23 protein-coding genes are annotated in these 24,343 nt (G+C 59.5%); 11 read left to right on the forward strand and 12 right to left on the reverse strand.

Annotated features, from left to right (window positions below; all coding sequences use genetic code 11):
* Positions 1–21: 21 nt before the first annotated feature.
* Positions 22–717, reverse strand: coding sequence for a fumarylacetoacetate hydrolase family protein (locus tag ACP7C6_RS28905; RefSeq protein ID WP_028616446.1), 696 nt, complete (start codon positions 715–717; stop codon positions 22–24).
* A 66-nt stretch (positions 718–783) separates the two neighbouring features.
* Positions 784–1,821 carry an AbrB family transcriptional regulator gene (locus tag ACP7C6_RS28910; protein ID WP_068938019.1) on the reverse strand — a complete coding sequence of 346 codons (1,038 nt, stop codon included), beginning with the start codon at positions 1,819–1,821 and terminating at the stop codon, positions 784–786.
* 109 nt (positions 1,822–1,930) lie between these two features.
* Between ACP7C6_RS28910 and ACP7C6_RS28915 the strand changes: the two genes are divergently transcribed.
* Positions 1,931–2,830: a LysR family transcriptional regulator gene (locus tag ACP7C6_RS28915; protein WP_068938018.1), complete on the forward strand. Its 900-nt coding sequence runs from the start codon at positions 1,931–1,933 to the stop codon at positions 2,828–2,830.
* Between the two features lie 4 nt (positions 2,831–2,834).
* Here ACP7C6_RS28915 and ACP7C6_RS28920 read toward each other — a convergent pair whose 3' ends face one another.
* Positions 2,835–3,164, reverse strand: coding sequence for a hypothetical protein (locus tag ACP7C6_RS28920; protein ID WP_025999890.1), 330 nt, complete (start codon positions 3,162–3,164; stop codon positions 2,835–2,837).
* A 92-nt stretch (positions 3,165–3,256) separates the two neighbouring features.
* Positions 3,257–3,697, reverse strand: coding sequence for a carboxymuconolactone decarboxylase family protein (locus ACP7C6_RS28925; protein ID WP_061436440.1), 441 nt, complete (start codon positions 3,695–3,697; stop codon positions 3,257–3,259).
* 183 nt (positions 3,698–3,880) lie between these two features.
* Here ACP7C6_RS28925 and ACP7C6_RS28930 point away from each other — a divergent pair, with 183 nt between their 5' ends.
* Positions 3,881–5,266 carry a PLP-dependent aminotransferase family protein gene (locus tag ACP7C6_RS28930; protein WP_426109567.1) on the forward strand — a complete coding sequence of 462 codons (1,386 nt, stop codon included), beginning with the start codon at positions 3,881–3,883 and terminating at the stop codon, positions 5,264–5,266.
* An 81-nt stretch (positions 5,267–5,347) separates the two neighbouring features.
* Positions 5,348–5,929: a TIGR00730 family Rossman fold protein gene (locus tag ACP7C6_RS28935; RefSeq protein WP_426109568.1), complete on the forward strand. Its 582-nt coding sequence runs from the start codon at positions 5,348–5,350 to the stop codon at positions 5,927–5,929.
* 58 nt (positions 5,930–5,987) lie between these two features.
* Here ACP7C6_RS28935 and ACP7C6_RS28940 read toward each other — a convergent pair whose 3' ends face one another.
* The gene (locus ACP7C6_RS28940) at positions 5,988–8,489 is read right to left on the reverse strand and encodes a TonB-dependent siderophore receptor (RefSeq protein ID WP_426109569.1); all 2,502 of its coding nucleotides are present in this window, start codon (positions 8,487–8,489) and stop codon (positions 5,988–5,990) included.
* A 253-nt stretch (positions 8,490–8,742) separates the two neighbouring features.
* Between ACP7C6_RS28940 and ACP7C6_RS28945 the strand changes: the two genes are divergently transcribed.
* From ACP7C6_RS28945 to ACP7C6_RS28955, 3 genes are all read left to right on the forward strand, one after another.
* Positions 8,743–13,305, forward strand: coding sequence for an RHS repeat-associated core domain-containing protein (locus ACP7C6_RS28945; protein WP_426109570.1), 4,563 nt, complete (start codon positions 8,743–8,745; stop codon positions 13,303–13,305).
* Positions 13,302–13,712 carry a hypothetical protein gene (locus ACP7C6_RS28950; protein WP_426109571.1) on the forward strand — a complete coding sequence of 137 codons (411 nt, stop codon included), beginning with the start codon at positions 13,302–13,304 and terminating at the stop codon, positions 13,710–13,712. Before ACP7C6_RS28945 ends, ACP7C6_RS28950 begins: the two co-directional genes overlap by 4 nt.
* Positions 13,713–13,816: 104 nt before the next feature.
* Entirely contained in the window at positions 13,817–14,227 is a 411-nt protein-coding gene (locus ACP7C6_RS28955; RefSeq protein ID WP_426109572.1) for a DUF6896 domain-containing protein, read from the forward strand.
* 34 nt (positions 14,228–14,261) lie between these two features.
* On the opposite strand, the gene ACP7C6_RS28960 is transcribed toward ACP7C6_RS28955, so the two are convergent.
* Positions 14,262–14,699: a DUF3995 domain-containing protein gene (locus ACP7C6_RS28960; protein WP_068934183.1), complete on the reverse strand. Its 438-nt coding sequence runs from the start codon at positions 14,697–14,699 to the stop codon at positions 14,262–14,264.
* A gap of 93 nt (positions 14,700–14,792) precedes the next feature.
* Between ACP7C6_RS28960 and ACP7C6_RS28965 the strand changes: the two genes are divergently transcribed.
* Positions 14,793–15,182 (forward strand): DUF2946 domain-containing protein, encoded by a 390-nt coding sequence (locus tag ACP7C6_RS28965; RefSeq protein ID WP_016975551.1) that lies wholly within the window; start codon positions 14,793–14,795, stop codon positions 15,180–15,182.
* Between the two features lie 95 nt (positions 15,183–15,277).
* Positions 15,278–17,404 carry a TonB-dependent receptor gene (locus ACP7C6_RS28970; protein ID WP_426109573.1) on the forward strand — a complete coding sequence of 709 codons (2,127 nt, stop codon included), beginning with the start codon at positions 15,278–15,280 and terminating at the stop codon, positions 17,402–17,404.
* A gap of 90 nt (positions 17,405–17,494) precedes the next feature.
* On the opposite strand, the gene ACP7C6_RS28975 is transcribed toward ACP7C6_RS28970, so the two are convergent.
* Positions 17,495–18,511, reverse strand: coding sequence for an ABC transporter substrate-binding protein (locus ACP7C6_RS28975; RefSeq protein ID WP_028615873.1), 1,017 nt, complete (start codon positions 18,509–18,511; stop codon positions 17,495–17,497).
* Between the two features lie 133 nt (positions 18,512–18,644).
* On the reverse strand, positions 18,645–19,094 hold the full coding sequence (locus ACP7C6_RS28980) for a hypothetical protein (RefSeq protein ID WP_174890956.1): 450 nt from the start codon (positions 19,092–19,094) through the stop codon (positions 18,645–18,647).
* 417 nt (positions 19,095–19,511) lie between these two features.
* Between ACP7C6_RS28980 and ACP7C6_RS28985 the strand changes: the two genes are divergently transcribed.
* From ACP7C6_RS28985 to ACP7C6_RS28995, 3 genes are all read left to right on the forward strand, one after another.
* Positions 19,512–19,787, forward strand: coding sequence for a hypothetical protein (locus tag ACP7C6_RS28985; protein WP_426109574.1), 276 nt, complete (start codon positions 19,512–19,514; stop codon positions 19,785–19,787).
* A 110-nt stretch (positions 19,788–19,897) separates the two neighbouring features.
* Positions 19,898–20,128: a hypothetical protein gene (locus ACP7C6_RS28990; RefSeq protein WP_028615870.1), complete on the forward strand. Its 231-nt coding sequence runs from the start codon at positions 19,898–19,900 to the stop codon at positions 20,126–20,128.
* A 67-nt stretch (positions 20,129–20,195) separates the two neighbouring features.
* Positions 20,196–20,432 carry a DUF2789 domain-containing protein gene (locus tag ACP7C6_RS28995; protein WP_028615869.1) on the forward strand — a complete coding sequence of 79 codons (237 nt, stop codon included), beginning with the start codon at positions 20,196–20,198 and terminating at the stop codon, positions 20,430–20,432.
* Positions 20,433–20,439: 7 nt separating this feature from the next.
* Here the strand turns inward: ACP7C6_RS28995 and ACP7C6_RS29000 are convergent, their stop codons facing one another.
* The 4 genes from ACP7C6_RS29000 to ACP7C6_RS29015 form a co-directional block, all read right to left on the reverse strand.
* Positions 20,440–20,643, reverse strand: a complete 204-nt coding sequence (locus ACP7C6_RS29000) for a hypothetical protein (RefSeq protein ID WP_028615868.1) — start codon at positions 20,641–20,643, stop codon at positions 20,440–20,442.
* Between the two features lie 115 nt (positions 20,644–20,758).
* Entirely contained in the window at positions 20,759–22,441 is a 1,683-nt protein-coding gene (locus tag ACP7C6_RS29005) for a methyl-accepting chemotaxis protein (protein ID WP_426109575.1), read from the reverse strand.
* Between the two features lie 93 nt (positions 22,442–22,534).
* Positions 22,535–22,939, reverse strand: a complete 405-nt coding sequence (locus ACP7C6_RS29010) for a TraR/DksA family transcriptional regulator (RefSeq protein ID WP_010564800.1) — start codon at positions 22,937–22,939, stop codon at positions 22,535–22,537.
* 381 nt (positions 22,940–23,320) lie between these two features.
* Positions 23,321–24,343: an ABC transporter permease gene (locus ACP7C6_RS29015; protein WP_016975559.1), complete on the reverse strand. Its 1,023-nt coding sequence runs from the start codon at positions 24,341–24,343 to the stop codon at positions 23,321–23,323.

Here is a 24,343-nt window from a genome sequence, read left to right on the forward strand (position 1 = left end):
GGCCTGGGCACCACTGTAGCCTCAACCCTGGCTGAGGGTGAAACGCAACTCGCCGATGCCGTCGATGCCAGCGCTGATCTCGTCGCCCGGTTGTAACGCACCGACGCCTGCGGGCGTACCGGTGAAGATCAGGTCGCCGGCTTTGAGCGCGACGGACTTCGACGCATGGCTGATCACTTCACTGACGGACCAGATCTGGTCGGCCAGGTCGCCCACCTGGCGCTGTTCACCGTTCACGTTGAGCCAGATCTTGCCGCTGGACGGATGCCCGACCACGCTCACCGGTTGCAGCGCAGTCGTCGGTGCGGACGCATCGAAAGCCTTGGCCCAATCCCACGGGCGTGACAGCTTTTTCGCCTGGGCTTGCAGGTCGCGGCGGGTCAGGTCGATGCCGACGCCATACCCCCAGATGTGGGAAAACGCTTGTTCCGGGCTGATGTCCACACCGCCCTTGCCGATGGCTACCACCAACTCCACTTCGTGGTGCAGGTCGGCGGTCAGCGGCGGATAGGCGATCACGCCTTCGGCCGGCACCACGGCATCCGCCGGTTTCATGAAGAAGAATGGCGGCTCGCGGTCCGGGTCATGCCCCATCTCACGAGCATGTTCGCTGTAGTTGCGACCCACACAGAACACCCGGCGTAGCGGGAAGCGTGCTTCGCTGCCCTGCACGGCCAGGGAGGGGGTTGGCGTAGGTGTGAATACATAGTCAGTCATGGCATGGGCCTCTTCGGTTAGCTGGCGCCAGTATGGCGAGTGGCGCCGGGGCGAAGTTGGACAGGTCTACGCAGATTTTGCACTGGACGGTGCTTCAGAAGGCCGATCCAACAGGCGATACAACGGCAGGCACGCCGCCTGGATCAGCAACATGCGGATCACCTGCATCGCCGTCACCAGGGTGACGGCCAGACCCAGGGCCTCGGCGGTGAGGCTCATTTCCGGCGCGCTGCCGGGCATCATGCCCAGGGCCAGCGACAGCCACGGCATGCCCAACCCGGCACCCAGCGCCCAAGCGGCCAATGCGCTGGCAATCACCGAACCGATCAATAGCAGCAGCACTTTGCCCAGCAGGCCCGGCGTGCGGCGGAAGAAACTGCGGTCAAACGCGACGCCCAATGCGCAGCCAATCAGCAACTGGCCGCTGCCGCTGAGCCAACCCGGCATGCTCATCGACAGGTGATTGCAGCCCACCCCCACCGCGCAAATCAGGAACGGCCCGAAGGTCCAGGGGTTAGGCAACTTGCACTGCTTGAAACCCAAGGCCGCCAGCCAGCCCACGGCGAGGATGAAGATCAGCCAGGGCCAGATCACCGGCAATGGCGCATGCGCAGCGACGGGGGGCATGCCGAAAGTGGCGACAGCCGGCACCGTCAAAAGAATCAGCAATAATCGGATGCTATGGGCGGCGGCAATAAAGCTGGTGTCCGCCTGGCGTTGGCGGCCCAGGTGCACCATCTCGCTGGAGTTGGCCGGCATCAAGGCGAAGAACGCCGTGCCGAACGGCACGCCCCAGCGATGCAAGATCAGCACCGAACACAGCGCCAGTACCAGCGTCAGCAACACCGCCGTGACGATCAGCCCGAGATGAGCCGCCACCTGCTGCATCACCGGCAGCGTGAAATGACAGCCGATGGCAACCGCCACGATGAGTTGCCCGGCTTGGCGGCCATGGGGAATTTCCGGCACCAGGCTGCCAGCGCAACGGGTCAGCATCACGGCGACCAGCGAACCGATCACCCAGGGCAACGGCCACCCCGCCCAACTGGCAAGACTGCCGCCCAGCGCGCCGATAATCAGTGTGAAGAGCCAATGGTTGGGCATGGTGGGGTACTCGGCATGGAGAAGAATGCCGACAGGCTATAGACTTGCCTTCATCACAGAAAATATCCATTTGTGAAGCCAGTCATCACTCTTTGTTATGCGAGCCGTCATGAACCTGAAAGCGCTGGAGTACTGCGTCGAGATCGCCCGTCAAGGCAGCTTCACCAAAGCCGCCCAGGCGTTGCACGTGGCACAGCCGGCTCTGAGCATGGCGGTGAGCCGGTTGGAGGATGAGTTGGGCGTGGCTCTGTTCAACCGCGCGACGCGGCAGATCAGCGTGACTGCCGAAGGCCAGCTGTTCCTGGCACGCGCCGAGGCATGCCTTGAAGGCTTGGCCGGTGCCCGCCGTGAGCTGCAGGACCTGACCCAACTGCACAGCGGCGAAATCCGCGTGGGCGTACCGCCCATGTACGGCATCCGCCATATTCCCGACCTGCTGATGCAATTTCGCGCCCAGTACCCCGGCATTGCCATGCATGTGGTGGAAGGCAGCGCCGATGACATCAGCGAACGCCTGGCCACGCGGGACATCGATGTGGCGTTGTTGGAGTCGCGGCGGGTTGATCCGGCGTGGGAGTCGGTGCTGCTCGGCAGCGATGAGATGGTGTTGTGCATGGCCGAAGATCACCCGCTGGCGGGCCTCTCGTCCATCTCGGCGCAGCGGCTGCAACACGAACCGATGCTGGTGTTCGACAACACTTTCCTGCAGCGCCATCTGCTGGACGCCTTTTGCAGCAACGCCCGCGTGCGTTTCAACATCGCCCTGGAAAGCAACTTCGTGCCGTTGGTGATTACCGCCACGCGCAACGGCATGGGCGTGTCCACCTTGCTGCGATCTGTGCAGGAGCAAGAACCAGGGTTGGCCGGCGTTTCATTCGAGCCGGCGCAATTCATGCACTTCAACCTGTGCTGGCGCGCCAGCGAATACCTGTCCCAGGCCAATCGGCGGTTTATTGAGACGGCGAAGGTGTATTTCCAGGAAGACGCCAGCTCGCCGCTGTCACGTTAAGCCCTTATTTGCGTGCGACTTTGTAGCGCACGCAATCCTGATAGAAGCCCTGGCGGATCGCCTCGGGCTTGAGCCGTGAACGGCTGTCGTAGGTCTGTTCGGTAATGCCCATAGCCATCATGCGCATCCATGATTTGCTGAACTTCATGCTTTGGATCTTCTGCCGCGCCGCGTACAACGACACGCCCGACAGCTTGAGTTCCTGGGCCCTGGCGGCGGTGCCGGCGCCCCAACTGCACATGTACTTGTCACCCTCGCGCAGCTCCCGCGCCTGCACGGCAGCCGCGCCGCCGGCCAGGGAGCAGGCGATCAGCATGATTCCAACAGAGCGCATTTGCATCCTCACCTAACCACCTGAAAATAAAAGCGATTCTGGCGAGGATTTTGTTACAAAGGGGCCATTAAATTGCCTTATTGCGCAAGGTTTCAGTTAGCCGCAGCCGGCGTGGTGCGGAAGGTGATGCCCAGGCGGTTGAATGCGTTCATCAAGGCAATGCCGTAAGTCAGGTCGGCCAGCTCCTTGGCGCTGAACTCGGCGGCGGCCGCTGCGTACTCTGCGTCCGAGACGTCGCTGCGGGTGACCGCTTCAGCGAAAGCCAGGGCGATACGTTCGCGGGCGGTGAACACATCCCGTGCGTCGTGCCACACCGGCACCAGCACCAGCTTGTCCACGGCCAAGCCTTGCTTGAGCAGGTCACGCGAGTGCATGTCGATGCAGAAGGCGCAGCCGTTGATCTGCGAGACGCGCAGGTAAACCAGGTCGATCAGCGCCTTGGGCAAGCCGCTGTTCTGCAGGTAGACATAGACGCCACCGAAAGCCTTGTAGCCTTCCGGGGATGCTTGGGTGTAATCGAGGCGAGTGGTCATGATAAATCCTGTTGACGTTGAGTGAAGGCACCATGTTGCAGCGCCATGGCTCACCTCTAAAGAGCCAAGAATGGGCCCGGTGACCGGACCATGATGGTCTAGTCAAATGTTGCAGTTATGGTCCTTGGGTACAGGTCATGCAGCCGCTACAGTTAAGGCAGCCGCGACCAGGAAATCTCCCCCATGCACACGTTGCCCCCTTTGGACCCTACCTCGGCCGAGCCGATATACCGCCAGCTTTACTGGCGCTTTCGCAGCGCCATCGCGGAGGGCCTGCTCAAGCCTGGCCAACGTGTCCCGGCAGCACGGGCGCTGGCCAAGGAACTGGGGCTGGCGCGCGGCACGATCGACAGCACCTACGCATTGCTGGCCGCAGAGGGTTACCTTGAACCTCGCGGCCAGGCAGGCACGGTGGTGGCCCACGGCATCGAGAGCGCCCAACCTACGCCCGTGGTCATCACGCCCTACAACGCAGTGCGACAACAGTCACAGGTGCGCCCCTTCCAGATGGGCCTGCCGGCGCTGGACGCCTTCCCACGCAAGATCTGGTCGAAAATCGCCGCCCGCTGCGTGCGTGCCACACAACTGGCGGACATGTCCAACCCGCCGGTCTACGGCCTGCCTTCGCTGCGCACCGCTATCGCCAGTTACTTGCAGGTGGCGCGGGGGATCCACTGCACGCCGGAACAGATCTTCGTCACGTCGGGCTACCGCAACACCCTGAGCCTGGTCACCCATGCGTTGCTCTCACCCGGCGACGCGGTGCTGGTCGAAGACCCTGGTTATCTGCCCACACGACCACTGCTGGACCACTTGCAGATCAAGTCCATCCCCGTGCCTGTGGATCAGGACGGCCTCTGCGTACAGCACCTCAGCGCCGCCCGCGCCGTGGTCGTCACCCCGGCCCATCAAAGCCCGCTGTGTGTGTCGCTGTCGCTGCCGCGCCGCCTGGAACTGCTGAGCTGGGCCCGCCGTGAACACGCCTGGATCATCGAGGACGACTACGACGGCGAGTACCGTTACATCAGCCGCCCATTACCTGCCCTCAAGAGCCTGGACCGCGAGGGCCGGGTGCTTTACGCGGGTACCTTCAGCAAAGTGCTGTTCCCCGGCATTCGCCTGGCCTACCTAGTGGTACCCGCTTCCCAGGTCGGGCGTTTCGAACAGGTCAGCCAGAGCTTCCTCGGCAACTGCCCGGAACTGACCCAGGCCATCGTCGCCAGTTTTATCGCCGAAGGGCATTTCGCCCGGCATATCCAGCGCATGCGCAAGCTGTACGGCGAGCGCCGCGAAGCCACCGCCAACGGGTTGCGCAAGGTATTAGGCGCGCATATTTCCATTGATGCACAACCTGGCGGGATGCACCTGATCCTGCGGTTCAAGACCCCGCAATCGGACCGCTTGCTGGTGCAGAAACTGGCAAGCGTCGGTCTCTTCGCGGAAGCCTTGAGCGAATGGAATGTCGTGCAGCACTCCGGTCCCGGCCTGCTGTTGGGGTTTGCCAACATCGACTCCCAGACCAGCGCCGAAGCACTGGGCCGGCGCATCCTGGAATGCTTGGTGGCCTAGTCATCAGGTGATTTCTTGGCGCTGTTCTTGTCGGCCAACAGCCGTGAAACTGCGACGCCCACCCCCCAGCCAGGATTTCTGATGCGCAGTCTCACGGTGTTTTGCGGCTCCAACTTCGGCACCCACCCTCGCTACAGTGAAGACGCCAAAGCGCTGGGCCGCGAAATCGCCCGGCGCGGTATTCGCCTGGTCTACGGCGGCAGTGCCAAAGGCCTGATGGGCGTGATTGCCGACAGCGCACTGGCCGAGGGTGGCGAAGTGATCGGCGTCATCACCCGATTGCTGCATGAACTCGGGCACATGCATCCAGGGCTCAGCACCTATGAAATCACCGAAGACATGCGCAGCCGCAAAGCGCGCATGAGCGAACTGGCCGATGGCTTCATCGCCCTGCCCGGTGGCCTCGGCACCTTTGAAGAACTGCTGGAAGCGATGACCTTGTCGCAATTGGGCGAGCACCACAAAGGCGTGGCCTGCCTGAACACCGCACAGTTTTTCGCGCCGTTGCAGGGCCTGTTCGCGCACGGCGTGCAGGAAGGCTTCATCAAGGCCGAACACAGCCAGATGCTGATCGTCGAAGACAACCCCGGCGCCCTGCTCGATGCCCTTGGGCGGTGGCAGGCGCCGGTGGTCAACAAATGGATTGAGCCCGCTAAGCGCTAGCCCGTTTCGGCCTTGGCGATGCTGCTCCCGAATCCTCTCGCCAAGGCCTTTTTTTACCTCACCACTGGTACGTAGCGCTTGCCTGTACGGTACGCTGCGAGCCATACCAGCACCACGAATAGGAGTAGCAGGACGCGACATACTCTTTATTCGCCAGGTTGGTGGCATTGAGCGCCAGTCGCAGGTTGTCCTTCAGGCTGGTGATGTTCGGGATGTCGTAGTGCACCGCCGCATCGAACAGGGTGTAGCCCGGCACCTTCAGGGTGTTGGCCGTATCACCCCAGGACGAGCCGACATACCGAGCCCCCGCACCGGCACCGAAGCCCTTGAGGTTGCCATCGTGGAAGGTGTAGTCGGCCCACGCCGAGGCGGTGTGACGCGGCACGCCGTAGGTGGTGGTGCCTTCGGCCGCGATGGCCGGGCCTACGCCGATGTCACTGACGGGCGCATACCGCACGGTGTTGTTGGACTTGCTGATGCGGTTGTCCAAGTAGGCGTAGGCCGCGGTGATGTCCAGGTTGTCATTGAGGCTGGCCTTGCCTTCCAGCTCAAAGCCACGGGATTGCACTTCACCGTCCTGGCTCTGGCAGCGTCCGGAGCCGCACAGATGAGTCGGGTCCGGGTCGGTGGTCAGTACGTTGGTCTGGCGCAGGTCGAAGATCGCTGCCGTGATAAAGCTGTTGCTGCCTGGCGGCTGGTACTTGATGCCGATTTCGTACTGCTTGCCTTCGGTCGGCTTGAACACCGAACCGCCGTAGCCGGTGCCCGACTGCGGGTTGAACGACTCGGCGTAGCTGGCATAGGGTGCCAGGCCATTATCAAACAGATAGACCAGGCCGATACGGCCGGTAAACGCCTTGCTGTCCAGGGACGACTCGGATTTGGCGCCAGTGCGAATCGTCTTGGTGCTGCTGTCGGTGCTGGCCCAGTCATAGCGCCCGCCCAGCAACAGGACCCATTTGTCCCATTTCATCTGTTCTTGCAGGTACACGCCGGTCTGCTCGCTGCGCGAGGTGCCGTCGGTGGTGTAGGCCGGCACCGGGACCGACGCGCCATAGACCGGATTGAAGATATCCAGGGTCGGGCCAGCGGTGTAAACGCCCGAGCCGGACTTGGTGTCGGTGCTGGTGTTCTGGTAATCGAGCCCCATCAACAAGGTGTGCTGCAACGGGCCGGTGTCGAATTTGGCCTGCACCTGGTTGTCGAGGGTGTAGGCGTCCAGGTCGACATCGCTGGCAATGGTCGAGCGGCGGATGGTGCGGTAATCCGCCATCAGGTAGTTGCTGTAGAGGCTGCGGTACTGGCCTTCGCTGCGCAGGTAACGCGCATTCTGGCGCACGGTCCACACGTCATCGAAGTGATGCTCGAATGCCCAGCCGATGCTGTAGTACTCGCGGTCACTTTTCTCGAAATTCTTTTCGCCGTCGTAGAAGTCCACATCGATGCTGCGCCCGGTCGGGCTGTGCAGCACCGAGCCCCAGGCCGGCACCGAACCGTAGGACGCGCCTTTGGGGTCCTTCTGGAAATGCCCGAGCAGGGTCAGCGAGGTCGCGTCGTCCGGGCGCCAGGTGAAGGCGCTGGATAGCGACTGGCGGCGCGTCTCGGTGTGTTCTACCTGCCCGTCGGCATCGTCGAAAAGCCCGGCAACGCGGTAGGAATACACGCCTTGATCATCCAATGGGCCACTCAGGTCGAAGGTCGTGCGTTTCTTGTTGAAGGTGCCGTATTCCACGCCTACTTCGTGAAACGGGGTGTCCAGCGGGCGCTTGCTAACCATGTTGATCACGCCGCTCGGCGTACCCTGGCCGTAAAGGACCGAGGCCGGGCCGCGTAGCACTTCGACGCGTTCCAGGTCAAAAGCGTCCTTTTGCGGCAAGGCGTCACGGCTCGAGGGCATGCGCAGGCCGTCGAGGTAAGTGGCCGGTGAGAAACCCCGGATGGTCAACTGGTCCAGGCGCGATGCGGTGGCGCCACGGGTTTCCGGAATGACGGCGGCGCTGTAGCGCAGGATCTGGTTGAGGCTCTCGGCGTTTTGCGCGCGCATCTGGTCTTTGGTGACGATGGAGATCGATTGCGGCGTTTCGATCAGCGCGGTGTCGGTCTTGGTGCCCGACAAGCTGCGCGTGGCCACATAGCCGGACACCGGCCCGGTCGGGCTTTCGGTCTGGTATGCGCCGCTGATGGTGGTGGCCTGCAACTCCATGACCCCGCCGTTATCCGGGATAGCTTCCAGGCGGTAGCGGTCGGCGGAAATCTTCAAGGCCTGCAAGCCGCTACCGTCGAGCAACTGGTTCAGCGCCACATCGGTGTCGTATTGCCCGCTCAAACCCTTACTGCGCTTGCCGCGCGTCAGGCTTGCATCAAACGCCAGCACCAGGCCCGCCTGCTCGGCCAGGCTATTGAGCGCCTGGCTCAAATCACCGGCGGGAATCGAGAAACTGCGCACGGCGCTGCTGCTCTCTTCGGCAAAGGAGGACTGGACGGTCAGCAACGGCACGGCGGCAAAAGCCATCGCCACTGACAAGGCCAGTGGGTGCAAGGGACGAGCAAGGCGCGACATGGGAAATCCTGCGTAAGGGAGGTTCTATTAACCATGACGGCCATGTCGGAAAATCGGGCAAGGATGAGAGCGATTTTTATTTAAGCTGCCGCGCTGCAATCAGTTTTGTCGCTTTTTTCTGTAGCCCTTTGGGTTGGTTTTTTGCGTTTTTCCCCCGTGTTCAGTCAGCCTTTTCTGAATTTCTCAACCGCTCATCCCGCTGCGTTTTGCTACGGCATGCTCCGACGCCTTGCCCTTTGCCGAGACGTCACGGATGACCCACCCTTCCCGCATTGCCCTTATCGAATTTGAGCTGGATGGCTTCCATCAGAGCCTGGTGATTTATCGCCAGCACATGGACGCGTGGTACTCGCGTGCACTGGATTCGGTGAGCCATGGGCTGGATATGCCGTCGCTGCTGGGGATGGATCGGGTGTTGCGGGTGGGGGAATCGCAGCGGGCGGTAAGCATTGCGGATGCTGACTTTTCCACCGTGGCCCAGTGCCCGGTGGGCGGCGAGCTGAAGATCGAGAGCCTGTTCGAGTCGGTGTATGACGTGCCGATTGGCAACATCCCGGTGGAGGTGATCGGGCTGGATGACGGCAGTTCTACCGTGATCATGCTGGATGAACAAGGCAAAGGCTCGCACCACTGCGCGGCGGGCGGGCACTATCAAGTGCGGGTGCAAGGGGGCGTTTCTACTGAGCAAGTGGACGCGTTGTTTGCCTCTTACGCTGGGCTGACCGGGAACCTGGAGCAGTGGCTTCGTTCTGAGTGGTCGGGTTTTAAACCGCGCTGGGAGCAGTCCACCGCCAGCGCGATTGGCAGCGGCGTACTGGCGGGCAGTTGGGCGGCGATTCGTGATGTGTGGGACAGCATCAAGCTGGTGCAGGCGATTCTTGATGACCCGTTGAAGTACGTCGAACAGCTGGGCGCAGAAGCGGCCAAATTGGCGCAGCTCGCCACCGATGCGCCCAAAGTCATGGAACAGGCGATGCTGCTGGCCAGTGATGAAGCGGCGCTGTTCCTGATGCTGCGCACGGCGATGATCTGGTTGGACGCATTGCCGCCCGGTGAAATGGCCGAGATGGCGGCAGGGTTTGTGGTGTCGTTGCTGATTGATCTCGTGATCGGCGTGGTGTTGACCATCGCGTTACCGGCGGCGGGTGTGGCGTATTTGAGTCTGCGACTGGTCAAGTATGGCGGGCAGATTCTTGATGCGGCGACGGGTTTTGTCAGGGGGCTTTTGGGGATTCTGACGAAGTTCATGCAGGCCGTGGATCGCTACAAGGCGGTCGCGGTTCGCGGGGTGGTTGGTGGGTTGAAGCAAGGCAGGCTGCAGATGCGCTGGAAGGCGCGGCAGAACGCGATGCTGAAGCAGGCGGAGCATGTGGATGATGTGCCTGCTGTTGGGAAGAATCCGGCTGGGGATGCGGCGGCATCGTCGGACAAGACCGCCACTAACGGTTGCCCGGTGTCGATGGTCACGGGTGAGGAACTGCTGACCCTGACCGATGGCAAGCTGGACGGGATCTTGCCGTTTGAGTGGACCCGGCTGTATCGCACCAGTGCGGTGGAAGTGGATTGTGGGTTGGGGTTTGGCTGGAGTCACTCGCTGGCGCATCGGCTGAGTGTTTCCGGTGATTCGGTGGTGTGGATCGATCATGAAAATCGGTCGACTACCCTGCCCCTGCCCACAGTTTCTCGGCCTGCGATCACCAATAGCCTGGCCGAAGCGGCGATCTACCTGGGGTCGCTGCCCGATGAGTTAGTCCTGTCTCAAGGGTCGCGCTTCTACCATTTTCGCGACGGTGTGCTGACGGCGATTAGCGATGCGTATGACAACCGGTTGCGCATTTCCCGGAATTACCTGGGGCAGATTGAGCGGTTGGATAACGGCGTGGGGCGTTCGCTGTTTTTGCGCTATGCGTTGGGTCGCATTGTGGCGGTGGACTACCAGATTGAGCGGGCTGTCGATGACGGTCCGTTTGTCTGGGTGACGGAGCAGCACGTTGTTGCCTACGCCTATGACACTTTTGGACGACTGGTTTCTGCGACCAACGCCGTAGGCGAAAGCGAGGTTTATCGGTACGACGAGCAGCACGTCATTCTTGAGCGTGGTTTGGCGGGTGGGGCGAGTTTCTTCTGGGAGTGGGAAAGGTCTGGTAAGGCGGCGCGATGTGTCCGGCATTGGGCCAGTTTCTCGCAGATGGACACGCGCTATGCCTGGGATGACAACGGGCAGGTCACGGTGTTTAACGCCGATGGCAGCCAGGAAGTCTACGTGCATGACCAGCGGGCGCGGCTGGTGCAGCGGGTGGATCCTGACGGTGCTGAGCACTTCAAATCCTACGATGAGAAAGGCCGGCTGACGGTTGAGCAGGACCCTCTCGGGGCGATCACGGCCTACCAGTACGACGAAGCTGGGCGTTTGGTGGCGTTGTTTCCGGGGGATGATGAGCCAACGACCTACGAGCATGACAATGGGTTCGTACGGGTTGTGCGGCGTGGTGAAGCGGTTTGGAAGTATGAGCGTAATGACCAGGGCGACGTTACGCGTAGGACCGATCCTGACGGCAACGCTACTGACTACAGCTACAACAAACGCGGACAACTGACGCAGGTTTGGCTGCCGGATCACAGCTGTCACCGACTGGTCTGGAATGAGCACGGGCAATTGCTTGAAGAGCAGTTGCCGAATGGCGGAATCAAGCGCTACCGCTATGACGATCTCGGGCGAAAAATCAGCCTGGAAGACGAACACGGCGCGCTCACGCAATTTGAGTGGAACCACGTAGGACGATTAGTCCAAATCGTCTTGCCGAGCGGTGATACGCGTAAATATACCTACAACGCGTACGGAAAAATCACCTCCGAACGCGATGAACTCGGCCACGTCACTCGCTACGAATACGCCGATGGCCTGCACCTGATCAGCCGGCGCATCAACGCTGATGGCACCCAGGTCAAATACCGTTACGACAACACTCGTTTGCTGCTGACCGAAATCGAAAACGAGGTAGGCGAAACCTACCGACTCCAGTATCACGCCAATGGCCTGATCCAGCAGGAAACCGGCTTTGACGGCCAGCGCACTGCTTACCTCTACGACCTCAACGGCAACCTGCAGGAAAAGACCGAGCATGGCGATGACGGTAGTCAGCTGGTTACCCACTACGAGCGCGATTATGCCGGACGGCTCGTAAGAAAAGCCCTGCCCGACGGCAACCTGGTCGATTACGCCTACGACCGTCAGGGCAATCTCCTAAGCGTCGAGGACGGCCACTGGGCTTTGGCCTACGAGTACGACAGCCAAAACCGCCTCACCGCCGAACACCAAGGCTGGGGCACGCTGCGCTATGGCTACGACGCCTGCGGCCACCTGCAAAACCTGCGCCTGCCCGACAACAACCGCCTGGTGTTCAACCACACCAAAGGTGGCCACCTCGCCACCGTCGAGTTAAACGGCACGTTACTGACATCCCACCTGTTCAAGGCCGGTCAGGAACACCAACGCCAACAAGGCCAACTGATCAGCCACTACCACTCCGACGATCAACAACGCCTGCACGCCCACGCCGTTACCCAAAAGCAACACACGCTTTACCAACGCCACTACGACTACGACAAATCCGGCAACCTCACCCGCCTGCAAGACACCCGCAAAGGCGAACACCACTACCACTACGACCCGCTAAACCGCCTCACCCGCGCCGACCACTCGCAAGGCGAGCAAGAACGCTTCGCCCACGACCCCGCCGGCAACCTGCTCATGCAAAACCGCCCCGGCCCCGACATCGTGGCCGGCAACCGCCTGATGATCCAAGGCGACCACCATTACGACTACGACGCCTTCGGCAACCTTATCCGCGAACGGCGTGGCAAAGGCCATCAACTCGTTACTGAATACCGCTACGACTGCCAGCACCGCCTGATCGGCATCAAAAAACCCAACGGCCAGACCGCCAGCTATCGCTACGATCCGTTTGGTCGCCGTATCAGCAAAGCTGTTGATGGCATTACCACCGAGTTCTTCTGGCAAGGCGACAAACTCATCGCCGAACACCAGACGGATCGCCACCGCAGTTACCTCTACGAGCCCGACAGCTTCCGTCCGCTAGCTTTGCTGGAAGGTTTTGGTCCAAAGGAAACCAGGCACTACCACTACCAACTTGACCACCTGGGCACCCCACACGAACTCACCACTCAGGATGGCGAAATCGTCTGGTCCGCACACTATCGCGCCTACGGCGAAATCAGCCGTCTCGACATAGGAAAAGTCGACAATCCGCTTCGTTTCCAAGGCCAATACTTCGACCAAGAAAGCGGACTGCACTACAACCGCCATCGCTACTACAATCCGGATATTGGTCGCTACCTGACCCCGGATCCGGTGAAGTTGGCGGGTGGGATCAATGCCTACCAATACACCACCAACCCCACGGGCTGGGTAGACCCCATAGGATTTGCCTGCGAGCGCGGCAATTGTCCGGGCCAAAGAAGCAAATCACAAAAACGGCATGAGGAAGCGCCCCCTGAAATAGGAGGTGCGGTTCACTCAATCACTTATGAACAAGCTTTAAACAAAGCGCTAGTATGGTTGTTGGAAAATGATTTCCGGGCAGAAATGCCAAAGTTAGCAAAATTCGGAAAAAGAAAAGGGGAACCTATAGGAATGCAAACGTCCGACAGAAAAACTGGCTATCGTGTTGAACATGATCAAAACAGTGGCGCACATATCAACGTGTGGACCCATAAAGAAAATGGCCCACATTTTACATTTGAAGGAAACGAAAAAATGGTGATTCAGCTAACTAAAAGGTTCGCAAAAAAATGAGCTACCTTGACGACGAGATAATTGAATACTTTAAAAAAAACAATACGAAAATCACTACCCTAACAAAAATCAAACATGACCTAATGGTAGAAAAAATGAGTCAGAGCGTTCCATTCTCTGTGACCAACATAGCATGGAGCTTATTAAAAAATAGTATCTATCTGGGTGTAGCAACATCAAAAACATCAATGGATGCACTTGTAGAAAAAATCAAACTCACCACAGAATCTGACGTCATTATCATAGGTGACGCCACTGATGACGCCTATTCAATAGGCATCAAACATCTCTCACCAGCACTTGGGATATTTTCGACGATTCCGCAACACACCTACATAACTCAAGAAAGTTTGGATTGGATAGCGGGCATATCCTTTGAAGGTTACATCTACTTTTCTAAACTTTAACTTCCCAAATAAGCCTTCTAACAAACAGACATATCCCAGCGATATCCAGCTATATGCTCACTGCCCCAAACGAAGACAATTCCTCAGACTGGAAGGCTAGCACAATGCAAATCCATACACTAGAAACCCTGATATCGGAATATCTGAGGCATGTAGATGAAGCAACGGAATTACTCAAGCGATCGTTCGGCACCAAAAACATTCATGGATTATGGCGCTCCAATAAAATTCCGCAGCGAGGCGCTGTCACTGATGACGTGACCTACGAATTGCACGGCATTGGTTGTTGCGTTCGCCTATCAGGCCTATACATCGACTTTGATTATGGCCCTGATGACAGGGTCGACGGATTTGACCTTTGGCGATTATATATTTACGCCTGTGAGCTACCGCAAAAATACAAGAAATATACCGACAAAGAGTACCTGGCGCATGAATTCGGCGAGTACCTGAAACTAGGAAAAGCCAAAAAAATCCCTGGTTCCATGTCCAACTTGTACTTCATTCAATCATGACGATGACTACCCGGCCTGATGAGCCATCAGGCCCTCACCCCCACGCCACCACCAACAACCCCACCCCCAAAACCAGACACAACGGTGAATAAAAATACGTATCCAACCTCGCAAACCGCGAACCACCAACCTTCTTGAAAAACCCCACCAACTCCGAATCCCCAATCGCCCTGGCAAACATCACCACCGAAATCGCGCTGATCCCCCATTGCAAGGCCCCGTGGGACACCGCCGAGAAATACAGCCCGGCACGCAAACACACCATCAGCGCAATGCCCACCAACCCCAGGGCAACCAGAAACGTAGCCAGCGCCGAGGGTTTGAACGCAGGTTTCGGCCCACGCGCGAATTCGCCGGGCAGTTGGGGGATAGCGGCCTGGAAGCCGAGTTTTCCGCCGGCAGCCCAGTACAAATGCACCATGCTGATGAAGGTGAAAATGCCGACAATCCATCGTGCGACAACAAAGCTCATGGCTGGCTCTCCCGTAAAAGGTGCGAAAGAGGATAGTCGCCTGGTGATTTTTTGCAGGCATTTCGTCGGCGGCTGATGGTAAAGTGCCGCCCCATGAAAATCGCCCGTGCCGACCGCTCGCTCATTGCCTGGATGCTCTATTGCTGCGTCCTGTTCAATGTGTTCGCCTGCAGTATCGGTCACGGGCAGATGGTCGGGATGCAGCTCAATGGCATCGGCGGTCAGTTTTGTACAGTGGACCCGCGCACCCAGGCGCCCAAGCCGTCCAACTCCACTGAAGAGAACCTGCCAACGCTGTCCAAGGCGTTTGGTTGCCCGCTGTGTTCCACAGGCGGCATGGGCCCAGCGCTGAGTTCAAGCCTGAATGTGGCGGTGTTGCCACAGCCCCATGCGCCACCGCCGGCCATTGTCCTGGCTGCTGACATTCCTGCCCGCTTCACCTGGCCTGCGGCTAATCCGCGCGCACCGCCTGCTTTCGCCTGATTCCTTCGCTTTCCGATCTGCACTGACCACCGTTTCCGCAAGGAAGTACGGGCGGTTGTGCGTTGTTTTCAAGCCAAGTTTTTCAGGATTCAACCATGAAACATCTACCCCTGTTGGCGGGCCTATTCGGCTGCCTGCCCGTCTGCGCCTGGGCCCTTGAATTGGCTCCGACCACCATTGATGGCGAACAAACCGCCGAGCCTGGCCTGGCCCTGGATCAATCCAGCGGCATGGCCTCGCGCTTGGGCTTGAGTGTGCGCGAAACCCCAGCGTCGGTGGCTATCGCCAACCGCAATGACATCGAGCGCCGCGGCGCCAAGACCTTCCGCGACGCCGCCAATACCTTGCCTGGCGTCAATGCCAGCGCCCCGCCAGGATTTGGCGGGTTTGTCTCCTACCGTGGGTTTACCAGCAGCCAGATCACCCAGATGTTCAACGGGATCAATGTGGCGACCGGCCTGGCACGGCCGGTGGATGCATGGATCTATGACCGGGTGGAGCTGGTAGGCGGCCCCTCCTCCTTGATCAACGGTGCCGGCTCCGTGGGCGGTTCGCTCAACTACGTGACCAAGCTGGCCACCCGCGAGGAACAGGCCGCCGAAGGCCAGCTCACCTATGGCAGCTATGACACCGCCGGCATGGCGTTTGGTGTCAATCACGCCCTGACCGAACCCGGCGCCGATGTGCAGCACTACGCGCGCCTGGATGTAAGCCGCAACACCAATCACAGCTACATCGACCGCGACCAGCGTGAGGCCTGGAGCCTGGCGTTTTCCCTGCTCAGCGACCTCACGCCCAATCTGTCTCACACCCTGGCGCTTGAATATCAGGATGAGCATGAAGACAGTCCCTACTGGGGCACGCCGGTGCTCAACCCCAAGGTGGGCGAGCTGAAGATCGACAAGCACAACCGCTTCAACAACTACAACGTTGCTGACGGTCGCTACGAACAGCGCACGATCTGGGCGCGCTCGATCATCGACTACCGCCTCAACGACAGCACCAGCCTGAAAAACACCCTCTACCACCTGGACAGCCAACGCGATTACCGCAACCTGGAAACCTATCAGTACAACGCCGACAACAGCGCGGTGAACCGCTCGACGGCCTATCAGGTACGTCATCAAGGCGAACAGAACGGCAACCAGTTCGAACTGCGCCACGATGACAGTATGTTCGGATTGTCGACCACGTGGTCTGGCGGTTTCGAATACAAGGTCAACAGCACCACCAATACCCCCTGGAATGTGCCAGGCAACAGTACAGTGAATCCAGACAACTTCGATCCCGGGCACTTCTACGACATCCCGCGAACCCGCGAGAAGTTCGGCAAGGACAAGACCAACGAGGTCACCACCAAAGCTGTGTTCGTGGAGAACCGCCTGGGGCTCACCGACAAACTTTCGCTGCTTACCGGCCTGCGTTACGACGCTATCGAGCTGGACGTCACCAACCACCGTGCGATCACCGCGACCAATCCCCGCCACTTCAAGCGCAGCTGGGAGCCGGTAACCGGCCGCGTCGGCCTGACTTACCAGTTCATCCCGTCGGCCAATGTGTATGTGCAATACAGCACCGCCGCCGAGCAGCCGAACACCACCACGCAAGTGTTTGATGTTTCGACGGGCAAACAGTGGGAAGTGGGCAGCAAGTTCGATTACCTGGACGGCCGTGGCTCGGCCACCGTGGCCGCGTACAAGATCGAGCGTAAGGATTTTGCCGTGACCGATCCGCAGGACCCGACCAACAGCATTCCGGTCGGCGCACAGTCATCCAAAGGCATCGAGTTGGCCAGTTCGTTACGCATCACGCCAAGGTTGCTGGCGGAGGGTAACTTCGCCTGGGTCGACGCCGAGTACGACGACTTCAACGAGAAAATCGCCAGTGGCGCGGTGGTCTCGCGCAAAGGCAATACGCCAACCAACGTGCCCAAGCGCGTGGGGAACCTGTGGCTGACCTATGATTTTGCCGAGGATTGGCAAGGGGGCGTGGATGCGCGTTATGTGGCCGAGGTGTACGCAGATAACGCCAACACCCAGACGGTGCCGGCCTACACGCTGTTCGGCACGTTCCTGCGCTACAAAGTGGACTCGCATACCTCGGTGACGGGCCGGGTACGCAACTTGACGAATGAGGTGTATGCCGAGTTTGCGCATGTGTCGCCTGCTTACTACCTGGGTGCGCCAAGGACATTCGAGCTGGCAGTACAAACCAGGTTCTAAACACCTGAACGCAGGAGCCCGGCTTGCCGGCGATGGCGTCCGATAAACGCCGTCGCCGGCAAGCCGGGCTCCTACAGTACATGCGCACTGTTATTTCAGACTGGCTTCAACCTTCTGCGCCACATCCTCGGTCAACCAAGCCTTCCACACCTGCGGATGTTCCTTCAGAAACACCTGGGCCACTTCCCGTGGCGCCGAGTGGTTTTCACTCATGGTCGCCAAGGCTTTGTTCAGCGGCTCAATCGGAAACTCGACCTTCTCAAAGAACTGCGCAATCTGCGGATGCTCCTTCTGGAACGGCGTCGACACCCCGATGCTCAACTTGGATGCCAGCGAGCGTGTTGGTTTTGGATCAGGATTATCCGCATCCGTAAGCGTCTTCCACGCCTCGGCATCAAACGGTGGCTCTTCCAGCTGGATCAACTTGTAGCGCCCCATCAACGGCGTCGGCGACCAGTAGTAGAACAGCACCGGTTTGCCCCGGCGGATCGACGAAGCGATCTCGGCATCCAGTGCCGCGCCCGAGCCACTGCGGAAGTTCACATAACTGTCGTCCAGACCGTAGGCCTTGAGCTTCTGTTTGTTGACCACTTCCGAGGTCCAGCCGATAGGGCTGTTGAGAAAGCGCCCCTTGCCCGGGGATTCCGGGTCCTTGAAGACGTCCTTGTAGCGCGCCAGGTCCTTCACGCTCTTGAGTTCCGGCGCGAGAGGCTTGATGCCTTTGGCTGGGTCGCCCTTGACCACGTATTCCGGCACCCACCAACCTTCGGTTGCGCCTTTGACCGTATCGCCCAGGCCGACCACTTTACCTTCGGCTTCAGCCTTGACCCACACCGGGCTGCGGCCGGCCCACTCTTCGCCGATCACTTGGATGTCGTTCTTCGCGAGGGCGGTTTCCAGGGTGATGGTGGTGCCCGGTAAGGTATCGGTCGGTAAGTCGTAGCCCTTTTCGACAATCACCCGAAGTACCTCGGTGATCAGGCTGCCGCTTTCCCAGTTCAAATCGGCAAAGTGTATCGGCGTCTCGGCGGCCGAAACCGGCAGTGCGGCCACGGACAGACTCAAGGCCGTCACGGATGCAGCCAACAGCGTTCTCAATCCTTTCATGCCCTTGCACCTCGCGATATCGCAGCAGACAGCGGACGGCTTTGCTGCGTAAGCGCGAAGCCTCTGAATAGTTAAGTCAACTCAACTGTAGTAGAGGTTCCGGGAGATAACGGGTGTTCGCGGAATTTGATGGTTATTCGCTGGCCTTGAAAGTCACCAGTTCACCCTTGCGCCATTTGGCGGCCTTGCCGGTCACGGCTTTCAGGGTCTTGGTCAGGCCTTCCTGCAGTTGCTCGTTGGCGGCAAACACCAGCATCACGCTGTGGCCTTCCTTGAACACAATGCCCTGGCCTTCGGCCGAGGAGACAAAGGCGTAGTCACCCAGGCCATAGACGGTCAACTTGATATCGCGGAACTTCAGTTCGAATTTGCCACCTTCACGGCTGGGCAATACCGCTGCGCGGAAGTGATCGCCAACTTTGAGTTCCAGGCGGGGCTTGTCGTCCACGACCAACGCCGCCTCGGTGTCGATCTCGGCGATGTAGATACCTTCCGGCGTCTGCTCAGTAATGTAAACGAAACGGGACTGAAACTGTTTGACCAACTTTGCGCGCAAATCACCCAGCACGAACAACGCGTGCATATCCAGATTACTGACTGCCAAGGAAACGCCCCCACATCAAAAAGAGCGCTGTCCGCCAGAGCGGGCAGCACAAAAAAACGGCCATTACGGCACGATCACATCACTCATTCTTTGAAAAAAACTGAAGAAGAACCCACTGCCGCGCCATAAGACCAGTACAGACGTACGCGATGGACCTTGTGCAAGGTCATCAGGCACCACAGGAGATCACAGGTTCAACGGCCAGAGAATACGGACCGACCCACTTCAGAGAATAACCCAGTTAAAAATGCAGTTTTCCGACACGCAAGCGCAAATAAGCACGCTGTCATGGAACCAGGCGCAGATCGCCGACGACAATACTAAAACAGCAGCACCAATCAAAACCACCCAAAACGTTGCAATCAAGTCAACCGGAGCGATCGAAAGGAGCAGGCCATGCAACGCTCAACCTACAATGCGATGTCTTCGCACACCCGTTCATCATGCCAGGGCGAGGCTCAATACTACCGCTTGGGCGGCTTCGAGGGGTACTCGGACCCGGTTCTTTACCAGTTTGTACCTGCCGGTAAAAACTTCTTCCACATCCGTGAAGTGCTCAGCGGCCAAATAAAAGGCTTTCGCAGCGGCCATGTCAAGGCTTGTGAACTGGCCAAGAAACTAGAAGCCCAGTTGCAAGCTCACCATGGAGCGGTCGTTTCGTCCGCCCGATAACTTAACTGCGCCGCCGACCCGCAACAACTGCCATACTGGCCCGTCCACTGAAGTTTGTGCCCTGCGGGCCAGGTTTCTCCAGTGCAGTTATCTCCAAGGGAAGGCTCTACGTGACGGAATTTGATATCGGCGAATTTTTCATCCATGGCGACGCAAGGGAAGTAGACGGTGAGTTTCAAGCAGTGATCATTATGCGGGCCAAGCCTCCGCTGACCACTGTCACCACCCACCAGGTGGAAAAAGACCGCTGGTTCAAAACCGTCGACGCGGCTGCCATCGCCGCCAAGGACGCCGCCAAGGCGTTAAAGACTGCCGTGGACGACGGGGCTCTGAATTCCTGAGATCCGATAGAACTCTGCTGCGCCACAACCCTCCCATGCATAACGACCACCCTGCATGGAGAACCAAATGGACGCGCCAATCCCCACCCTTGAAACCCTGTTTGAACAATTGGGCCTGGATTCAACCCCAGACGCCATCGATGCGTTTATCGTTGCCCATCCATTGCCTGAAGACGTGAAGCTCATCGATGCACCGTTCTGGTCGGCGCAACAAGCGAGTTTTCTCAAGGAAGAGCTTCGCGACGATGCCGAATGGGCGATTGCCGTGGATGAACTTAACCAACGCCTGCATCAAGCGAACTGAGTCGGCGTCAATGCAGGCTGTCTGACTGCTCCAGGCGCAACAGCGCCTGCCAGGCAGCCCTGCACTCCTCCGCTTCATCGCGACTGGCGAACGCCGTGCCGCGCTGCTCACCGTTGAGCAACACCACCCAGCAAGCCTTCTGACCCAGCGCACGCAAGGTTTCGGGAACGCCACTGCCAATCATCACGGCGACATCGACTTTGTTTTGCATGGAGCTTCTCCGCAGCATTAGTTAGCTGGCTAACAATGTTGGCCATGCTACGGTTTTCCTCCAGTTGGAAAAAGCTATCCCCGGAATAGCTCCATTGCATAAACAGCAATAATCCCTATCGCCCGCCTTTTGCTACCTCGGGTTTATAGCCCAGGCGCAAGCCGCCCCAATGTCGGCCCTTGACCATGATCGGCACCGACAGGTCGTGCATCAGTTCGCCGGTGTCACGGGTATAGGTCTGCAGCAGAACGGCCTGTTGGTGGCTGCCACAGCGGATCCCAGTGCGGTCTTCAAACTTGCGCTTGGTGCGGTTCTGCACGGCATCCACCTGCGCATCACCGGTCAGCGCGTGGGAGAACGCCTTGTTGTGCGTCGGCACATAGCCCTGGGGCGTGCAGGCGATGGCAAACACCAACCCTTCATGCCGTGGCAACAGTGCCTCCTGGATCGCCGGCAGCACCTGGTCGGTGTAGCTATCGAACCGGGTGTGGTACTTGCTCGGGCTGGTGTTGGCGATCGGCGTGTAGCTGCGGTCGAACAGGTCATCCAGGCTGATCCGGTTCTGCTGCACATCGGCTTCGAATTGCCCAGCAATCCGGCTCGCCCCCTCGCGCGCCAGGTCGTAGATACGCTGGTGGTAGTCGTCCAGCCCAACTTCCGCCAGGCGCTCGCTGATGGTTTCGGCTTGCCCTTCCATCTGCACGGCAGCGTCGGCCAACTGGCGGGTTTGCTGATCGCTGACAGCCAGGTCGCTGCGCATCTGTTCCACGGCATGGAACAAGCTGTCGAGCTGGGTGCGGTTGGTGTCGGTGCCCTGGGCGATTTCATTCACCTGGCCTTCCACATCGGCCGCCAGGCTGGCGATACTTTGCAACTGCTCGCCGGCGTGCTCCACCTGCTCGACACCGGCATGCAAGTCCGCCGATAACTGGCGAATCTGCTCCACCACCTGGGCGGTGCGCTGCTGGATGTCCGCCACCATCACCCCGACTTCATCGGTGGCCGTGGCCGTACGCCCCGCCAACCCACGCACCTCATCCGCCACCACCGCAAACCCACGCCCATGCTCGCCGGCCCGCGCCGCTTCAATCGCGGCGTTAAGCGCCAAGAGGTTGGTCTGGCTGGCGATGGACTGAATCACCAAAGTCACCCGCTGGATTTCCTCGCTGCGCAGGCTCAAGGCTTCAATCAGCTCACGGCTGGCGTTGGCGCGTTGGCTGAGTTGGTGCATGCGGGTAATCGACTGGGCCAGCACTTCGCGGCCTTCAGTGCTGCGTTGATGCGCCTGGCTGGCGGCGCCAAGCGCTTCGCGGCTCAGTTGGGAGGTGATCTTTTCAGTGCCGATCATCACCTCGGCGCTGCTGACAATCTGCTTGGCCGCGCCCAACTGCGACTGCACACGGGCCGCCAGTTGCTTGACCGAAAAGGCCACGCCGGCCGCGGACAACGCGTTATGACTGGTGGTGTAGGACAGGTCGCGAGTCAATTCGCCGATGGCGTCGACGGCATCGGAAGATGCGATAACAGGTGTGCGACTTTTCAATCGAGGTAGCCAGATCACCAGCAGGGCCAGTGGCAGGCAAAGGTAGAGCGGCAGGCTGGCGAGCGCCAAGCCCAGCAGGACCAACACCAGGGCGGTACTCTGCAAAAGGGGCGTCAGCCAGCCGGGCAGCCCGCGCGCCACCGCTTGCGGTGGCACTGCTGCGCCCATCAGAGATCCGTCTCCAGCCATCTTCGTTACCCCACTGCTTGTCATTATTGTCGCTGCATTAAACGCCACTATCGGGCCATTATCCATGGGCCTTTAGTGGGGTGGCTTGCAGCAGATCAATAGACGGGGTGTAACGGGTCTTTCCCGGGGAACCGCTGGACGGTCCCCCACTTCACCGCATCAGGCTTGGCGCTGATGCTTGTCGATCTGCTCGTGGCGCTCTTGCGCTTCGATGCAGTACTTGGTGGTCGGGCTGATCAGCAGGCGCTTGAGGCCGATAGGCTCGCCGCTGTCATCGCACCAGCCAAAGGAATCTTCCTTGATGCGCTCCAGTGCGCGCTCAAGCTGCGGCAGCATGCGCTGGTCGCGGTCAATGGCGTTGACCAGCCAGGTGCGCTCTTCTTCAACAGAAGCGGCGTCGGCCGGGTCGGCCGGGGTGTCCAGGCTTTCAATGGCGATACGGTTCTGTTCAATGCGCTCGTGGTGTTCCACTTTCATGTCTTGCAGCAACTGCTCGAAAAAAGCGTGCTGTTCGGCATTCATGTAGTCATCCGCCGGCATGGCCAGCAACTTTTCCTTTGTCATTGATTTCTCTATAAAAAATACGTGCATTAAGGCGAATAAGGGAGCGTTCCGGAAGGCCTCTGCAGGTCTCGGAAGGGCGCCATTCATTTCAAGCGCCACCCGGCACTCAATTTACGAGGGGCGGCAGTCTAAGGCCGACTTGAGGGCGCAGCAACTGAAAAGACAGGCAATTTTTCCGAGATAACCCCCAAAAGCACCAGGACGGGCTCGGCGAATGGTCATCGGAGTGCGTTTATAGCAAGAAATTCAGTGTTGTGGAGCTATATAGAAGACAAACGGTTAAATGTAGGAGCCGGCTTGCTGGCGATGCAGTCAACCGGGCCCTTCAGCGAGACCGTGTCGATGCTATCGCCGGCAAGCCGGCTCCTACAAGAAAGCGCTTCAGCGCTTGAGCTTGCGCTTGTTGCGGTACTGGTCGATCACCACCGCCACCACAATGATCAGGCCCTTGATGATGTCCTGGATGTACGCATCCACACCGACAAAGGTAAACCCGCTGGCCATCACCCCAAGGATCAGCGCGCCGATCACGGTGCCGGTGATGCGCCCTACCCCGCCCGCCAGGCTGGTACCGCCGATCACTGCCGCAGCAATCGCATCCAGCTCGTAAGACATGCCCATGCCGGCCTGGCCGGTGGCGGCACGTGCCGAGGCCACCACACCCGCCAAGCCAGCCAAGAGACCGGCGATGCTGTACACGATGATCAAGTGGCGCTTGACGTTGATCCCCGAGGTACGCGCCGCCTGCATGTTGCCGCCAATCGCGTAGGTGTACTTGCCGTACTTGGTGTAGCGCAGGGCGATATGGAAGATCACCGCCACCACCAGGAAGATGATCACGGGCATCGCGCCATGACCGATGGCCGTGTACGAGTCCGAGAGCATGCTTACCGGCTGGCCTTCGGTGTAGTAACGCGCCAGGCCACGGGCCGAGACCATCATGCCCAGGGTCGCAATGAACGGCGGAATGCCGGTGACGGCGATGATGCTGCCGTTGATCGCCCCCGCCAGCAGCCCGACGCCCAGCCCCATCGCCACCGGGATCCACACTGGCAAGTCGGTCAGGCTCGGGAACACCGCACGGGAAAAATCGGAAGTCTGGGCCAAACTCGCGGCGATCATCGCCGACAGCGCCAGCACCGAACCGGAGGACAGATCGATCCCCGTGGTGATAATGACCTGGGTCACGCCAATCGCCAGCAGGCCGATGATCGACACTTGCAGGATCATCAGTACCAGGCGCTGGGAGTTCATCAGGAAACTCTGGTCCCGCACGATCCAGCCAAACAGCTCGAAGACCAGGCCGATGCCGATCAGCACCAAAAAGATGCTCAGCTCGGTGGGCATGCGTCGGCGACTTTTGGTGGGTACCGTCGCGGGTTTGTTATCCGTTATTGCGTTCAT

Source organism: Pseudomonas sp. TWR1-1-4, from assembly GCF_049897165.1.
Classification (GTDB): domain Bacteria; phylum Pseudomonadota; class Gammaproteobacteria; order Pseudomonadales; family Pseudomonadaceae; genus Aquipseudomonas; species Aquipseudomonas canadensis.

What these genes read in the sequence shown, in the direction of transcription:
- ACP7C6_RS28905 (WP_028616446.1), bottom strand. Translation starts at nt 717, where the DNA reads ATGACTGACTATGTATTCACACCTACGCCAACCCCCTCCCTGGCCGTG.
- ACP7C6_RS28910 (WP_068938019.1), bottom strand. Translation starts at nt 1,821, where the DNA reads ATGCCCAACCATTGGCTCTTCACACTGATTATCGGCGCGCTGGGCGGC.
- ACP7C6_RS28915 (WP_068938018.1), top strand. Translation starts at nt 1,931, where the DNA reads ATGAACCTGAAAGCGCTGGAGTACTGCGTCGAGATCGCCCGTCAAGGC.
- ACP7C6_RS28920 (WP_025999890.1), bottom strand. Translation starts at nt 3,164, where the DNA reads ATGCGCTCTGTTGGAATCATGCTGATCGCCTGCTCCCTGGCCGGCGGC.
- ACP7C6_RS28925 (WP_061436440.1), bottom strand. Translation starts at nt 3,697, where the DNA reads ATGACCACTCGCCTCGATTACACCCAAGCATCCCCGGAAGGCTACAAG.
- ACP7C6_RS28930 (WP_426109567.1), top strand. Translation starts at nt 3,881, where the DNA reads ATGCACACGTTGCCCCCTTTGGACCCTACCTCGGCCGAGCCGATATAC.
- ACP7C6_RS28935 (WP_426109568.1), top strand. Translation starts at nt 5,348, where the DNA reads ATGCGCAGTCTCACGGTGTTTTGCGGCTCCAACTTCGGCACCCACCCT.
- ACP7C6_RS28940 (WP_426109569.1), bottom strand. Translation starts at nt 8,489, where the DNA reads ATGTCGCGCCTTGCTCGTCCCTTGCACCCACTGGCCTTGTCAGTGGCG.
- ACP7C6_RS28945 (WP_426109570.1), top strand. Translation starts at nt 8,743, where the DNA reads ATGACCCACCCTTCCCGCATTGCCCTTATCGAATTTGAGCTGGATGGC.
- ACP7C6_RS28950 (WP_426109571.1), top strand. Translation starts at nt 13,302, where the DNA reads ATGAGCTACCTTGACGACGAGATAATTGAATACTTTAAAAAAAACAAT.
- ACP7C6_RS28955 (WP_426109572.1), top strand. Translation starts at nt 13,817, where the DNA reads ATGCAAATCCATACACTAGAAACCCTGATATCGGAATATCTGAGGCAT.
- ACP7C6_RS28960 (WP_068934183.1), bottom strand. Translation starts at nt 14,699, where the DNA reads ATGAGCTTTGTTGTCGCACGATGGATTGTCGGCATTTTCACCTTCATC.
- ACP7C6_RS28965 (WP_016975551.1), top strand. Translation starts at nt 14,793, where the DNA reads ATGAAAATCGCCCGTGCCGACCGCTCGCTCATTGCCTGGATGCTCTAT.
- ACP7C6_RS28970 (WP_426109573.1), top strand. Translation starts at nt 15,278, where the DNA reads ATGAAACATCTACCCCTGTTGGCGGGCCTATTCGGCTGCCTGCCCGTC.
- ACP7C6_RS28975 (WP_028615873.1), bottom strand. Translation starts at nt 18,511, where the DNA reads ATGAAAGGATTGAGAACGCTGTTGGCTGCATCCGTGACGGCCTTGAGT.
- ACP7C6_RS28980 (WP_174890956.1), bottom strand. Translation starts at nt 19,094, where the DNA reads ATGCACGCGTTGTTCGTGCTGGGTGATTTGCGCGCAAAGTTGGTCAAA.
- ACP7C6_RS28985 (WP_426109574.1), top strand. Translation starts at nt 19,512, where the DNA reads ATGCAACGCTCAACCTACAATGCGATGTCTTCGCACACCCGTTCATCA.
- ACP7C6_RS28995 (WP_028615869.1), top strand. Translation starts at nt 20,196, where the DNA reads ATGGACGCGCCAATCCCCACCCTTGAAACCCTGTTTGAACAATTGGGC.
- ACP7C6_RS29000 (WP_028615868.1), bottom strand. Translation starts at nt 20,643, where the DNA reads ATGCAAAACAAAGTCGATGTCGCCGTGATGATTGGCAGTGGCGTTCCC.
- ACP7C6_RS29005 (WP_426109575.1), bottom strand. Translation starts at nt 22,441, where the DNA reads ATGGATAATGGCCCGATAGTGGCGTTTAATGCAGCGACAATAATGACA.
- ACP7C6_RS29010 (WP_010564800.1), bottom strand. Translation starts at nt 22,939, where the DNA reads ATGACAAAGGAAAAGTTGCTGGCCATGCCGGCGGATGACTACATGAAT.
- ACP7C6_RS29015 (WP_016975559.1), bottom strand. Translation starts at nt 24,343, where the DNA reads ATGAACGCAATAACGGATAACAAACCCGCGACGGTACCCACCAAAAGT.